Source organism: Rhodococcus sp. MS16, from assembly GCF_013277795.1.
In the GTDB taxonomy this organism is placed as follows: Bacteria; Actinomycetota; Actinomycetes; order Mycobacteriales; family Mycobacteriaceae; genus Rhodococcus_F; species Rhodococcus_F globerula.
Genome location: NZ_VBTM01000014.1, coordinates 1 through 13,861, shown reverse-complemented (window position 1 = coordinate 13,861; position 13,861 = coordinate 1). Strand labels below are relative to the sequence as shown.

The 13,861-nt window shown below is 61.1% G+C and carries 16 protein-coding genes and 1 pseudogene; 5 read left to right on the top strand and 12 right to left on the bottom strand.

The genetic code is table 11. The annotated features are described in order from the left end of the window. Positions 1-27: 27 nt before the first annotated feature. Positions 28-1,197: a DUF2786 domain-containing protein gene (locus FEZ60_RS25355; RefSeq protein ID WP_287160186.1), complete on the top strand. Its 1,170-nt coding sequence runs from the start codon at positions 28-30 to the stop codon at positions 1,195-1,197. A 7-nt stretch (positions 1,198-1,204) separates the two neighbouring features. Here the strand turns inward: FEZ60_RS25355 and rsmI are convergent, their stop codons facing one another. Then, positions 1,205-2,035 carry a 16S rRNA (cytidine(1402)-2'-O)-methyltransferase gene (gene rsmI, locus FEZ60_RS25350; RefSeq protein ID WP_141486342.1) on the bottom strand — a complete coding sequence of 277 codons (831 nt, stop codon included), beginning with the start codon at positions 2,033-2,035 and terminating at the stop codon, positions 1,205-1,207. 23 nt (positions 2,036-2,058) lie between these two features. On the opposite strand from rsmI, the gene FEZ60_RS25345 reads away from it, so the two are divergent. After that, complete coding sequence (locus FEZ60_RS25345; RefSeq protein WP_033234252.1) at positions 2,059-3,618, top strand: phospholipid carrier-dependent glycosyltransferase; 1,560 nt, start codon at positions 2,059-2,061, stop codon at positions 3,616-3,618. A 1-nt stretch (position 3,619) separates the two neighbouring features. On the opposite strand, the gene FEZ60_RS25340 is transcribed toward FEZ60_RS25345, so the two are convergent. The 4 genes from FEZ60_RS25340 to FEZ60_RS25325 form a co-directional block, all read right to left on the bottom strand. Beyond that, positions 3,620-5,260, bottom strand: coding sequence for a BCCT family transporter (locus tag FEZ60_RS25340; protein ID WP_045069245.1), 1,641 nt, complete (start codon positions 5,258-5,260; stop codon positions 3,620-3,622). An 84-nt stretch (positions 5,261-5,344) separates the two neighbouring features. Then, on the bottom strand, positions 5,345-5,776 hold the full coding sequence (locus FEZ60_RS25335; protein WP_033234250.1) for a DoxX family protein: 432 nt from the start codon (positions 5,774-5,776) through the stop codon (positions 5,345-5,347). Between the two features lie 47 nt (positions 5,777-5,823). Beyond that, positions 5,824-6,186: a GntR family transcriptional regulator gene (locus tag FEZ60_RS25330; RefSeq protein ID WP_172937369.1), complete on the bottom strand. Its 363-nt coding sequence runs from the start codon at positions 6,184-6,186 to the stop codon at positions 5,824-5,826. Beyond that, a complete protein-coding gene (locus FEZ60_RS25325) occupies positions 6,186-6,869 on the bottom strand; it encodes an SDR family oxidoreductase (protein ID WP_033234400.1) in 684 nt (227 codons plus the stop codon). Before FEZ60_RS25325 ends, FEZ60_RS25330 begins: the two co-directional genes overlap by 1 nt. 95 nt (positions 6,870-6,964) lie before the next feature. Here FEZ60_RS25325 and arsC point away from each other — a divergent pair, with 95 nt between their 5' ends. Further along, complete coding sequence (gene arsC, locus FEZ60_RS25320) at positions 6,965-7,318, top strand: arsenate reductase (glutaredoxin) (protein ID WP_033234248.1); 354 nt, start codon at positions 6,965-6,967, stop codon at positions 7,316-7,318. Between the two features lie 3 nt (positions 7,319-7,321). Here arsC and arcA read toward each other — a convergent pair whose 3' ends face one another. Then, complete coding sequence (gene arcA, locus FEZ60_RS25315) at positions 7,322-8,539, bottom strand: arginine deiminase (RefSeq protein WP_033234247.1); 1,218 nt, start codon at positions 8,537-8,539, stop codon at positions 7,322-7,324. 61 nt (positions 8,540-8,600) lie between these two features. Here arcA and FEZ60_RS25310 point away from each other — a divergent pair, with 61 nt between their 5' ends. Further along, positions 8,601-9,086, top strand: coding sequence for an FABP family protein (locus FEZ60_RS25310; protein WP_045069243.1), 486 nt, complete (start codon positions 8,601-8,603; stop codon positions 9,084-9,086). A gap of 7 nt (positions 9,087-9,093) precedes the next feature. Here FEZ60_RS25310 and FEZ60_RS25305 read toward each other — a convergent pair whose 3' ends face one another. The 3 genes from FEZ60_RS25305 to FEZ60_RS25295 form a co-directional block, all read right to left on the bottom strand. After that, positions 9,094-9,585, bottom strand: a complete 492-nt coding sequence (locus FEZ60_RS25305) for a DUF2505 domain-containing protein (RefSeq protein ID WP_033234246.1) — start codon at positions 9,583-9,585, stop codon at positions 9,094-9,096. A gap of 52 nt (positions 9,586-9,637) precedes the next feature. Continuing rightward, positions 9,638-10,486: an SDR family oxidoreductase gene (locus FEZ60_RS25300; RefSeq protein WP_033234245.1), complete on the bottom strand. Its 849-nt coding sequence runs from the start codon at positions 10,484-10,486 to the stop codon at positions 9,638-9,640. Between the two features lie 117 nt (positions 10,487-10,603). After that, positions 10,604-10,759, bottom strand: a complete 156-nt coding sequence (locus FEZ60_RS25295) for a hypothetical protein (RefSeq protein WP_165826315.1) — start codon at positions 10,757-10,759, stop codon at positions 10,604-10,606. A 501-nt stretch (positions 10,760-11,260) separates the two neighbouring features. On the opposite strand from FEZ60_RS25295, the gene FEZ60_RS25290 reads away from it, so the two are divergent. Further along, entirely contained in the window at positions 11,261-11,677 is a 417-nt protein-coding gene (locus FEZ60_RS25290; protein ID WP_033234244.1) for a helix-turn-helix transcriptional regulator, read from the top strand. Positions 11,678-11,726: 49 nt separating this feature from the next. Here FEZ60_RS25290 and FEZ60_RS25285 read toward each other — a convergent pair whose 3' ends face one another. The 3 genes and pseudogenes from FEZ60_RS25285 to FEZ60_RS25275 form a co-directional block, all read right to left on the bottom strand. After that, on the bottom strand, positions 11,727-12,740 hold the full coding sequence (locus FEZ60_RS25285) for a hypothetical protein (protein ID WP_033234243.1): 1,014 nt from the start codon (positions 12,738-12,740) through the stop codon (positions 11,727-11,729). Next, a complete protein-coding gene (locus tag FEZ60_RS25280) occupies positions 12,737-13,198 on the bottom strand; it encodes an ImmA/IrrE family metallo-endopeptidase (RefSeq protein WP_045069236.1) in 462 nt (153 codons plus the stop codon). The genes FEZ60_RS25285 and FEZ60_RS25280 overlap by 4 nt, the downstream gene beginning before the upstream one ends. A gap of 46 nt (positions 13,199-13,244) precedes the next feature. Next, positions 13,245-13,861 (bottom strand): annotated as a pseudogene (locus tag FEZ60_RS25275) (hypothetical protein); the annotation flags it as partial.

Sequence of the window (13,861 nt, the reverse complement as noted above, 5' to 3'; positions counted from 1 at the left end):
CAGACGCTGCCATGGAACGGAACCCGCGTGTCCTCTCACGAAGTCAGTCCTCAATCTGTCGCAGCTGCCGAGGCCTTGATCACCGAACTTGCCGGCGTCTACGAACGAGGGTGGCAACCTGCCGATCTTGTTCACCTTGCCCGTCGCAGCAAAGATCCCTCGAACGCCGATCTTGTTGCCACCGCCGTCCTACTCGACGCCGCCCGAACCAGGGCCGCCGACCGCGCACCCCTCGAATGGGTCGGGCAACTTGCGTCCATTCGTGAGCAGTTCCCCAATGCCGATCGCATCGCGTCACGAATCACTCTGGACGAGGACGTTTTTCGATCCCTCGCGGCCGGACTCCTGTTCGAAGATCCCTATTTCCTCGTCTCCCAAATTGCCGAGGTGTCGTTGCACTGGACGCGACTCGCGCCGTGGAATCTGTTGCTCGCGCCGCCGTCTACCTGGCCGCCGCAGCGCACCGACACCAGTTACGCGGGCACTGGCGCTGAAGTTGACGCCAAGGTACTCAAGCGAATTCGTGGATTACTCGCCAAAGCCGAGGCCACCAACTTCGCCGAAGAGGCCGAATCCTTCACCGAGAAGGCGCAGGAGTTGATGACGCGGTACGCCATCGATGCGGCACTTCTGCACAATCGCACCGGCATCACCGATACCGCCGTCAACGGGCGTCGCATCCACCTCGACAACCCGTACGTGAAGGAGAAAGTCCATCTCCTCACTGCAATCGGTGATTCCAACCGCGTGCGCGCCGTGTGGTTCAGCGAGGTGTCCATCGCCACGGTCATCGGCACGCCCGTCGATCTCCAGCAGGTCGACATGCTCTTCACGTCGCTACTCGTGCAGGCAACCCGCGCAATGCAATTCGCCGACACCAGCAATCGCGGCGGCTCCAGAACCACGTCGTTCCGCAAGGGCTTCCTCACCGGGTTTGCCAATCGAATCGGTCAACGTCTCCGCGACGCCGGCACCAAAGCCACCGCAGAAGCCGCCGACGCCGCGTCGATGGATGTGGCCGATCTCCTGCCGATTCTCGCTACCACGTCGGCTGCCGTCGACACCGAATTCGATCGGTTGTTCCCGCGAACCCGCAAAGCTCGCGGACGGTCCGTCGACGCCGAAGGGTGGCACGCCGGCCAAGCGGCTGCCGACGACGCCAACCTCCGGCCGGGAGCACCGGCAGTGCGCCGTTAGCCCAGCGCTAGTCCTTACGAGCAGCCAGCACCGTTTCGTACAGTTCGCGCTTCGACACACCGGGGGTGGCGACGAGGGCGCACGCGTCTTTCAGACGTGCTCCGCCCTCGACCAGGCGTTCCACTTCCTCGACCAGATCGGCCGGATCGGAGGCCACCAGAACAGCACCTTCGAGCACTACTGTGATTTCGCCGCGCACACCTTCGGCAGCCCACGCGGCGAGTTCGCCGAGAGTTCCGCGCTTCACCTCTTCGTAGGTCTTGGTCAACTCGCGGCAAACGGCAGCGCGCCGGTCCGGGCCGAGCACCTCGACGGCGTCGGCCAGGCAATCGGCCAGGCGATGCGGCGCCTCGAAGAACACACACGCGCGCTGCTCGGTGAGCAGTCCCGCGAACCAGGTCTTGCGTTGTCCACCCTTGCGCGGCGGGAAACCGTCGAAGCAGAAGCGCTCGACGGGCAGCCCTGACAGCGCGAGGGCAGTAGTCACTGCGGACGGGCCAGGCAGGCAGGTGACCTTCAAGTTCTCAGCCACACATGCAGCAACAAGGCGGTATCCGGGATCACTGACCGACGGCATACCGGCGTCGGTCACCAGGAGGACGGTTTTGCCGTCGGCAACGTCGGCGACCAGCGCGGGAAGTCGCGCAATCTCCACCTGATCGTAGAAACTGACCACCTTTCCGGTGATCGTGACATCAAGTGCCGAGGCCAGCGACTTGGTGCGTCGGGTGTCCTCGGCCGCCACGACGTCGGCGGTTGCGAGAGCGTCGCGCAGACGCGGAGACGCGTCACCGACGTCTCCCATGGGTGTTGCGGCGAGTACCAAGCGACCAGTCATACCTGACAGCCTACGATTGCCGAGTGACTGTGCAGACGGACGAGCGGCCAACGCCCGCCAGTGGCGATCGGGTAGTGCGTAGTCCAGCGCCGCTCGTACCCGCCCCGGACTTCGGCCCCACGGACCGGTTGCGTGGCTGGATCGTCACCGCCGTGATCACCACGATCGCCGCAATCACCCGGTTCACGATGCTCGCCTATCCCACGGACGCCGGCACTCCCGTATTCGACGAGAAGCACTATGCGCCGCAAGGCTGGCAGGTGCTCACAGGCGGCGGGATCGAAGACAACCCCGGTTACGGATTGGTGGTGCACCCGCCGATCGGCAAGCAGATGATCGCAATCGGTGAAGCGATCTTCGGTTACAACGGCTGGGGTTGGCGGTTCTCGTCGGCACTGGTCGGAACCTTGATGGTGCTGCTGATCATTCGGATCGTTCGACGGATGACACGTTCGACGCTCATCGGCGCGATTGCCGGCATTCTGCTGATCGTCGACGGAGTCACGTTCGTCTCGTCCCGCCTGGGCATGCTCGACATTTTTCTCGCATTCTTTGTTCTCGCCGCGCTTGGCTGCCTGATCGTCGACCGTGACCAGGTTCGGCAACGGATGGCCACCGCTTACGCCGAGGGTCGGATCGGCGATTCCGAATGGGGTCCACGGCTCGGATTCCGGTGGTGGCGATTCGGCGCCGGCATCCTGCTCGGATTGGCCTGCGGCACCAAATGGTCCGGGATGTACTTCATCTTGTTCTTCGGACTCCTCAGCGTCGCGTTCGACCTGTCCGCACGCCGCGCCTACCGTGTGCAGCGGCCATGGTTCGGCACCGCGATCCGCGACATCGGCCCCGCTCTGTACGCGTTGGTCGTCATCCCGATCGGCGTCTACCTGGCCAGCTACTGGGCCTGGTTTGCGAGCGAGACGGGCGTCGATCGCCATGCCGTCGGCAACGAGATCGGCGAGGGCGGAACGTGGAGTTTCATACCGTCGGCGCTGCGTTCCCTCTGGTACTACAGCGGCAACGTGCTCACCTTCCACTCGAGCCTGACGAACTCCGCGGGCAACCACCACCCGTGGGAATCGAAACCCTGGACGTGGCCCATGGGTCTTCGTCCGATGCTCTACTACTACGCCGACGGCGAGCAGGTGACGGGCTGTGGGGCGGCCACCTGCGTCAAGGCGATCATGCTGATCGGCACGCCGGCGATGTGGTGGCTGGCGCTGCCCATGTTGGCGTGGGCGATCTGGAAGACGTTCGTTCGGCGTGACTGGCGCTATGCCGTTGTTCTCACCGGATACGCCGCCGCCTACCTCCCCTGGTTCGCCACGATGGACCGTCAGATGTACTTCTTCTACGGCGTTGCGCTCGCACCGTTCATGGTCATGGGATTTGCGCTGACACTCGGTGACGTACTTGGCAAGGCAACGGATTCCGTCGAGCGACGCACCACGGGATTGCTCGCGGTCAGCCTGTACATCGGGCTGGTTGTCGCGAACTTCGTCTACCTGTGGCCCATCTTGACCGCGATGCCGATCACTCCGGAATCGTGGCAGAACCATCTGTGGTTGCCGAGCTGGAAATAGCTCAGGTATCGCGCCGAGCGCGAGTGCCTCGTCGGACCCGTCGGGTTTGGAGAAGCGCTCGTTTCTGTTCTCGGGCAGCGACGATGATCGGGTCGTGTGACAGATCTCGGTAGAGCGAGAAGCACAGGCCGATCATCACGACGACAAATGGCGCGGCCGCGATGATCGTCATCGTCTGCAAGCCCTCGAGCGCTTCGGAACCGCCGGTCCACAGCAATAGCGCCGCGGCGCCACCGGTCAACACACCCCAGAACACCACGACCCACCGACTCGGCTCGAGAGTTCCCCGCTGCGAGAGAGTGCCCATCACCATCGACGCGGCGTCTGCGCCCGAGACGAAGAACACCGCTACGAGCAGCATGACCAGGACGGTCGTGACGCCCGCGAGCGGGAGATTGTCGAGCATCCCGAACAACTGAGCTTCCTCGGAACCCCGGCTCGCGAGATCGATTCCGTCTCGCTCCTCACCGATCCCGGCACCGCCGAAGATCGAGAACCACAACAGACTCACCGTCGTCGGCACGACAATGACACCCACGATGAACTGACGGATAGTGCGCCCACGACTGATGCGCGCCAAGAACATTCCCACGAACGGTGTCCAGGACACCCACCAGGCCCAGTAGAAGATGGTCCAGGACGACAGCCACTCTCCTGTCTCGGGATTCGACGACGCTCCGGTCCTAGCCGACATCTGGGCGAGGTCCGACGCGTAGGCGCCGATGGTGGTGGGCAGAAGGTTGAGGATCAGTACTGTCGGGCCGAGTACGAACACGAAGAGCGCCAAGATCAACGCGAGCACCATGTTGATGTTCGACAACCACTGAATTCCCTTGGAAACGCCCGAGACTGCCGATGCGACAAAGGCCAGGGTCAACACCGCGACAATGGAAACGAGGAGGAAGACACTCACTTCTTGCATCCACCCGACCACCTGGAAACCCGAGCCGATTTGCAGGGCGCCGAGTCCCAGTGATGCGGCCGTGCCGAAGAGAGTCGCGAAGATGGCAAGAATATCGATGATCTTGCCGATCGGACCTTCAGCCCGACGCCCGAGCAGTGGGATGAAAGCCGAGCTGAAAAGCTGCTTGCGTCCACGCCGATACGATCCGTACGCAATGGCAAGGCCCACAACGGCATACATCGCCCAGGGATGAAGCCCCCAGTGGAACATGGTGGTTGCCATAGCGGTTCCGATACCGCCGTCGGTGCCAGGTGGTGGATTGACGTAGTGCGCCAATGGTTCGGCGACACCGAAGAACATCAGGCCGATTCCCATTCCGGCGCTGAACATCATCGCAATCCAACTGACGGTCCGGAACTCCGGTTTCTCACCATCCTTGCCGAGTGGAATGTCTCCGAACCGACTGACGGCGAGGTAGATGGAGAACAGCACAAAAGCCGACGCCGCGAGAACGAAGAGCCAGCCGATGTTGACGACGAGCCAGTCGAGAATGCTCCCCGTCACCGAGTTCAGATTGTCGGGGGCAACGAGGCCCCACACGAGAATTGCCAAAACCGCCACTGCCGTTACGGAAAAAACCACGTAATCGGTTCGCACACCTACTCGTGTGAACCCATTCGTCGGTCGGTCCTCGTTGGCACCGGAATTCTGCTCGGAAGGATCAGATTTCGTCACCATAGGACAATACGTTGGTCACTCGCGCGAACAAAAGCAATAGCGAAGGCGGGCCCGACACCTGCCGGACCCGCCCCGAAATACTCCTTACGCTGCGGTTTTCAACCAACCGTTGCCTTTGCCAATCAATCCGTCCACGCTGATGCGACCGGCTCCGATCGTGGCGATCAGCAGCGAGCCGACACCGAGCGCAAGTACCAGTTCGTAGCCACCCGCGTCGACAAAAATGCCGTTGCCCGAGTGGACGATGAAGAAGGCGCCCACCATGTCGAGGAACAGCAGCACACCGACAAGCGGAGTCAGCACGCCGGCAATGAGCAGGATTCCGCCGCCGAGTTCGATCGTGGCTGCAAGAATCGCCGACACCTTGGGCAGGGGCGCGCCCATCATTTCGAATGACGCCTGCGTTCCGGCGATCTTGTACGTGAAGAACTTCTGCCAACCGTGGGCGATGAAGATGATGCCAAGGCCGATGCGAGCGATGAGGAGTCCGAGGTCACGGACGATCGACGAATTCATGGTGCAAGCCTGACAGCTTTAAGTTGAAGCGTCAACTTAAGGCTGCATCACGCGCCTCTCAATGCGGCCTCGACCATAGTCAGTGTCTCGTCATCCGAATATCCGAGCGCACGCACATCTTTCACGAAAGCCGTCGCCGCCTGCTCCGCCTGCGCTCGTACCGGATCACTTCCCGACGCAATGAAGGTGCCCTGCTTCCCGCGGGTCTCGATCACCCCCTGCTCGCCGAGCACCCGATACGCTTTTGCGACGGTATTCGCCGCCAAACCCAGGTCCGTTGCCAGCGCCCGAACCGTGGGAATCTTGGCCCCCGCTATCAGCCCCCCGGTCTGTACCTGTTCGATAATCTGTTGGCGTAGTTGGTCGTACGGCGCCACGGAAGAACCCTGGTCGATCACGATACCGGTCATCACAAGGCATCAACCGCGTCGCGAACAAGATCGGAGCCGGACGTCAGAACCAACGTCTTGCCGACACTCGCGGGCGCATCGATCAACGCCTCGATCACCGCCGCTACATCAGCCCTACTGACCGATCCACGCGCAACCGGAGGCTCGGCCAGAGTTACCTCACCGATCGGATCGTCATCGGTGAGAAGCCCCGGACGAATGATCGTCCACTCCAAGCCCGTGCGAGAACGCAGATCGTCCTCGGCGGCCGTCTTGGCTTCGAGGTACGCGGCAAAAACCTCGTCGGTCCCCTCCGCAACCGGTTCGCCGGCGCCCATCGCACTGATCTGGATGAAACGACGAACACCCGCTTTTTCCGCCGCGTCGGCAAGCCGTACCGCTGCCGCCCGATCGACTGTGTCCTTACGCGCAATTCCACTCCCCGGACCGGCTCCCGCCGCAAAAACTGCAACATCGCACCCGGCCAGCACCTTCGCGAGTTCGTCGACGGTAGCCGTTTCCAGGTCGATCACTACAGGAAATGCCCCCAACGTTCGGACCGCACCCTCGTGATCCGGATTGCGGATCAGCGCAACCGGCCGATCACCATGTCCGGCCAGCAAGAATATGAGGTGCTGCGCGATCTTGCCGTGACCTCCGGCAATCGCCACTCGCCGTTCGTCGACACTTCGATGTTCCGTCATCATCCACTCCTCGTACGTCGGTACTTCAGTCCAGCGCACCGGAAGGGGCCGTTTGTTCCCACTTCCCGACCGGGCAGCTGATCACGCCAGGCACAATGACGACCATGGCCTCTGCAACGATCTTCCACAATCAACGGTGCAACACCTCACGAACTGTTCTCGCCCGGCTACGTGAACACGACATCGAACCGACCGTCGTCATGTACCTCGATACACCGCCTACCCGTTCGGAACTGGAAAAACTCCTCTCCGACGCCGGCCTCACTCCCAGCCAGGCAGTTCGTAAGCGTGAATCGCAGTACAAGGAACTCGGGCTCGCCGACGCATCCGAGTCCAAGATCCTCGACGCCATGATCGAACACCCGATTCTCATCGAACGCCCCTTTGTCGTCACTGACAAGGGCACTGTCCTCGCCCGCCCGGCAGACAAGGTCGAAGAAATCCTCTAGGCATCACAACGGATCGCGGGCGATCGGACAGGACATGCACCGGGGGCCACCCCGGCCGGATCCCAGTTCCGACCCCGCGATCCGAAGCACCTCGATACCCGACGCCTCCAGCCGCGCATTGGTCTCGACATTGCGCTCGTATGCGACCACCACACCGGGTTCAATTGCCAGAGTGTTGTTTCCGTCGTCCCACTGCTCACGTTCGGCAGTCACCGTGTCCAATCCGGTGTCGATGACCCGCAGCTTCCCGATCCCCATCGCGTCGGCGGCAGCCTCGAGGAACGGGTCAGCACCTCGTATGCTGACGCCGTCATCCTCACGCCGAATAGTGAAGGCCGACAATGTGTTCTGAATCGCCGGATACATGACTACGGCGTCGGCCTCCACCATCGTGCACACCGTATCGAGATGCATCGACGCGCGGCGCTGCTCGATCGGCACCACCAACACCGTATGCGCCAAATCGTCGTCGAACACACTGCGCGCCAATGCTTCCGCCCCCGCCGGCGACGTCCGCTCACCCACACCGACGGCAATCACGCCCGGAGCGAGTAGCAGCACATCACCACCTTCGACCGGAGCGGTATGCGATTCGTACGCCCGCCGCACCCCCCGAAACCGAGGATGATGCGCATACACCAGATCGGTGATCGACGACTCCCGCGCCCGCGCAGACAACGCCAAGGACGTAATCACCACCCGCGGCCCGATCCAGAACGACGAATCACGCGTGAACAGCAGATTGGGCAGCGGATCGATCACAAAATCCCCGCCGTGGTGCATCCGCCGCACCAGCGACGTCGACGACGCGTCGATCGGGAGTTCGTCGAAAGTCATACCGGCGGTGAGGATGGACGACAACTCCGCCGGCGGCACACTGCGTAGGTACGACGACAGATGCTGCCCCAGCGAGTGCCCGATCTTCCGTGTGTCCACCGCAGCCGAGATTCCTTGAATCCGGGCCGCACCACTGACCGTCAAGGCTTCGGCGAGCAGGTCCGCAAGCAACAGAACCTCGACACCGTGCTCACGCAGCACCGACGCGAACTGATCGTGCTCGTCCTGCGCCCGATCAACCCACGGCAAACCGTCGAAAAGCAGTTGATCGTTGTTTCGCGGGGTGAGCCGCTTCAATTCGTCGCCGGGACGATGCAAGATGACCGAACGCAACCTACCTACCTCGGAGTCGACACCGAGCGAGACGGATCCAGAACCGTTCATGGATAAACAGTATTCCCGTCGGTGCGTAATCTGATGGCCGACACCAGTGAGAGGAACCACCATGACGGCACCACAGCGACCCGAGAACGAACACCGAGGGGTCGAGTTGTTGCGTGGACGCTGGGCCGGCACCGGTAGCGGACACTTTCCGACGATCGACGATTTCGAGTACTCCGAGGAAATCGTCTTCGCTCCGACCCCCAAACCGTTCCTGACGTACAGCTCACGCACACGTGGCTTGCCCGACGGCCGCCCACTTCACATGGAATCTGGATACCTGCGCCCGGTCCCCGGCAACAAGCTCGAGTTGCTGATCACCCAGCCGACCGGTTTTGTGGAGATCCACCGCGGCAGCATCGACGCCGAGGGCACTCTTGCCTTCACACTGTTGACACTTGCGGCGTCACCGGATTCCAAGCCCGTCACCGATGTGCGACGCGTAGTGCGGGTTCACGAAGACACACTGACGTACGACATCTGGATGGCACACGATCAGACACCGCTCACTCATCATCTGCATGCCGAGCTCCAGCGCGTCGACGATTAACGCTCTTTCACGGATTGAGTAGGAACGCTTCGACGGCGTCGTGATCGCGGCGCAACAGATCCTGAGCCATATTCTTCAACAGCCTTTCGATCTGGCCGCCTAGAACCGGAATCTTCACCTCTGCCCAGCCGTCGACGTTCAGCACGGAGCGAGCGTCGCCTGCTTCGGCCAATTCCAGGTCGACCTCGATACGAATAGGCAATCCGTGCGCTCTCCCGGTCACCGATCCGACCGCCCGGCCGTCGGATAGCGGACCCCACCGATCGGCTCGCTCGACACCGAGGCGGTCCGGAACCAGCTTTGCAACCAACCCCGGCAGTGCCGACGATTCGAGCTCGTCGGTTAGCGACACCGCTATCGCTCCGCCTCCGTCTTCGATAACTGCCTTGGAATACAGGTCGCCAAGTCTGATCATCCAATACCGAGTATCTGTCAATGCCGCATGAACCTTCTCGGGCGGAAAGTTGAATTCGATACCAAATCGAAAACTCTTTGACATTTGGTGACCTTGGTCCCTATGCGAGTTGGCACTGGTTCTGAAAGGCAGCTAATTACGAGCGCGGTAACAGCTTGGCGAACTGGTCATTCGCTTTCTGCATAACAAATTCATAGGGCGGAGAGAACTTACGAGCCCACCAATAACCGAACCTGATGTCATTGGATGTATAGACCAGATATCGATTCTTCTCGATACCGGAGACAATGCACTCCGCCACTTTCTCCGGCGAAACCGCACGCTTCTCGAAGCGATGCACCAATGACTTGACTCGCGGGTCGTCCCGATCGATGCCCGCGATGTCGACGGTGCCCACCAATGGAGTCTTCACCCCACCCGGAACAACGAGGCTCACACCGATGCCGTGACGCTTCAGATCGAACCGAAGTACCTCCGAAACGCCTCGTAGCCCGAACTTGCTGGCGCTGTATGCCGCATGCCAGGGCAGAGCCAGCAGGCCGGCGGCCGACGAGACATTGACCAGATGACCGCCCTTTCCGGCGCGGATCATCGGCGGAATGAACGTCTCCATGACATGAATGGGACCCATGAGATTGACGTCCACCATTGATCGCCAGTGACGATGCTCGAGGTTCTCGATTGTTCCCCAGGCCGATATGCCTGCAATGTTCATCACGACATCCATCGATCCGAACTGCTCGGCCACTTCTGCGCCGAATTTGGAAACGGCGTCGTAATCGGAAACATCGAATGCCTCCGCCACACTGACGGTACCGCCGGCCGAGGACACCATTTCGACGGTCTCATCAAGACCGGAACCGTTGATATCCGTGAGAAACAACTCTGCCCCGCCAGCGCCCGCCGCAATCGCTGTAGCTCGACCGATACCGCTACCCGCACCCGTGATCAGGCACTTCTTTCCATCGAGCGACCTTATCGACATGGCTTTACACTCCCCCGCGGTAGCACTGTGGACATGCAGGGAAGTGTACGCACGCAGCATCTACCGGCAGGGGTTATGTCCGCTTCATTCCAAGCCGAAGTTCTCGGCCCAGCTGCGCTACAGGCGTTGCGCCATCTGATCCTGGTAGTCACGCATGGTGCGCTCGATTTCGTCTGCCGCGTCGCGGTCTCCACGCTTGCGCGCATCGAGGGCACGATCCTGGAGCGCGCGAATCGCCCGGCGTAACTCTTCGTCACTCATGATGTGTTTCATGTCACAATCTTGCGCCAACTATCAGGCCATGGCTAGTGGCGAACGTCGTTACGACGAGCCACAGACACCCCGTATCCGACAAACTTCGTGCCACATTTGAGCAAATCGGGGCAAAGGTCCCGACAATACGCACTCCAGAGGTGAACTGGAGTCGACCGAGGCCTGAACTGCGATTATTCACACAGTAAGAACCACCAAAACCGGGTTAACGTATAGCTACTGCAGGCAAAACGGGTAAACGGTTCGTTATGGTGACAATATGCAGCACTGCGGTAGGTCTCTACTGCCCACATAATTGGTCCTATTGCGATATCGAGCGGCCCGAAATTACCCGCGAACTCGACGGAAGCATCCCCCGAGTTCCCATAAATACCGAACTCAACCCTGCACCCAAAGCCCACCGAATGGACTACAGCGAGCTACCAATCGGTTATCCGCGTGATATCGTGGGATTCGCTGAACGAACAATCGCTGATAGAGAGGATTACGGGGCGGTTCACAATGGCTGACTTTGCAGAACGACTGAACAAACTGTTCGACAGTGTCCATCCTCCCGGGCGCAAGCCCCACACCAACGCCGAGGTCGCCTCCGCGTTGATCGAGGACGGCCACCAGATCTCCAAGCCGTACATCTCACAGCTCCGCTCGGGACAACGCACCAACCCGTCGGACGAGACTGTCGCTGCTTTTGCGCGCTTCTTCAAGGTGAAGCCCGACTACTTCTTCAACGACATCTACGCCGCGAAGATCGATCACGACCTCGAACTGCTCGCACAGCTCCAGGGTTACGGTCTGCGTCGATTGTCGAGCCGAGCGTTCGATCTGTCGGAAGAGTCGCAGAACCTTCTCACGACTATGGCCGAAAAGCTCCGTGCAAGCGAAGGACTACCCGAAGTCCCACCAGACGCGTCACGTTGACGCGAGGCTAGGGCTGTCCCTAGACGACACTGAGCAGGTCGATCGACACCTATCGGCCTGCTTTTGTCGTATTCGGCTGGGCTTCGAACTTTTCGTAGTCCCTAGCCAGAACCAAGACCCATCTCCTGGCGGACATACCGTCAGGAGGCGCAATCCAACGGGTATCGAGAACATCTGATTCCAGTGGATTCACAATCCACTCCGTCAATATCTCGGAATGCGTGGCGAGCGACCTCGGCGGCTCCCTTCCACCGACGTCGAACAACCCGGCACCTGCCTGGATGTACATGGCGTCCATGATCTGCGCGATCATGTCCGACGCCTTGAGCACTGTTGTAGTTGCCGCACTGTCGACATCCACAACCTCCGGGAATCGCTTCACCAGCAGACCGTGTATGCCCCCTAAACGCTTCAGGTCCAAGCGCGCTCGAACCCATGTCTCGGTCAACATCCACGTGATGCCCAGCGCGATCAGCAACCCCGCCACCGATACGAATTGCACGCCGGCGCCGGACCAGATCCCCGACTCGAGTGCGTTCGCCCCACGCACCGACTCGACCAGCATGACCACGACAACAATCAGCAGAATCATCGAACCCACGACGATGAGTCCGATTCCGCGGCCCAACGGCGCCCACGCAACGTGCCGCAGTCCGGTCGAGATAACCAACGCCAGCGCGACAACCACAAAGAGCAAAGCCGGCATCGGATAACCGACGCCCACGGAAATCGACACAAGCAAGCCGACCGTATACAACACGATTGCCACGACGCGCATCGCAGAACGCGTCATCACAGGCCACGCAGACACCGCGCCAACCGCGCTTGCTGCCGACAAGAACACCCACAACACGACAACAACCATCGCTGAAAAGTGCTGATCAGGCGCAATTCTGTCCACGATGTCCCACACCCCGGGGACAAGCACCGTAGCCATCAACGCAACACCGAATCCGGCGATAACCATGGCCGTACGCAGCGGCGTGGCAACTCGCGCCACCACGCGCCCAAGCCTTGCACCTGCTGCGATCCACACCACCAAGGCAATTGCCCAAGCGATCATCCGATCGCCTCGTCGTACCGCAGCACCGACAACGGGGTCCCACGACCGCTCATCGTCTTCAACCTCATCAACAGCATCGACGCAAAGGTCTCCGCTTCCCACTCTGCAAGGTCATCCATCGGCACCGGCTCGTTGCGGCGCAGCGATCGCTGGCTGAGCATGTACGCGATCAGATCATCGCTGGCTTCCAACGTCGCCTCCGCGATCTCCGCCCCTTCATGCCGAAACACGATGTGCCCCAACTCATGTGCAAGAGTTCGCTCGACATTGGGTAAGCCCGGTGCCAGAACGATAACGTCATGATCGTCGAACGCGCGCCGTTGACCGCACACACCCGTCGCCAACGGAGTCTGCAGATCGATCTCGATCGGCCGCTCACGCTCGAGCGCCACAGCCTCCACCACCGTCAACAAATTCACCGCCTCCGACGACGCAGCAGCATCACACACCGCGTCCACCGCAGCAAGAACTCGACGATGCGAACGCCTGTTTGTCGGCACTGTCCTACACACCTCTTCCTGATCGGGGTGCCAGGAACTCAGCCCGCGCCGCTGCCAATCGAGCCTTCTGCATCGAAGCGCCCCTGAACGTCAATGCGCCTGCACCCGCCGCAACCAACGTCATTCCCGCGAGGCCACCTACCACCGCAGCAGCATTCTGAATTGGTGGCAATCCTGAGGTGAAGACCACTGGGAAAGCTTGCGGGTCGTCACTTTGTGCCGAAGCCGAGGAATTCGGGCCATCCGTTTGCACCGCAGCAGCGATCGGTGCCGGTGCAGCCAAGATTTGAGGTGCTGCCGGTGTGGCGGCGCCGCCTACGCCGCCGGACGGCCCGGACACCGGCGACCCACTTTCGGCGGACGGGCCCTGAGGATTTTCCGGTCCGGCCGGAGCCGCCGCCACCGAAGTTTCGCTGGACTGTTCTGAACTTGTAGTTGCCTCAGCACTTGTCGACACCTCAGTCGAATTGCTCGGCTCCCCGGGTTCCGTCGAGTCTGTCGTCGTTACGACCGGATCGGTAGTCGTGGTCGTCACTTCTGGATCAGTAGTCGTCGTTACGACCGGATCGGTAGTCGTCGTTACGACCGGATCGGTAGTCGTCGTCACTTCCGGATCAGTGG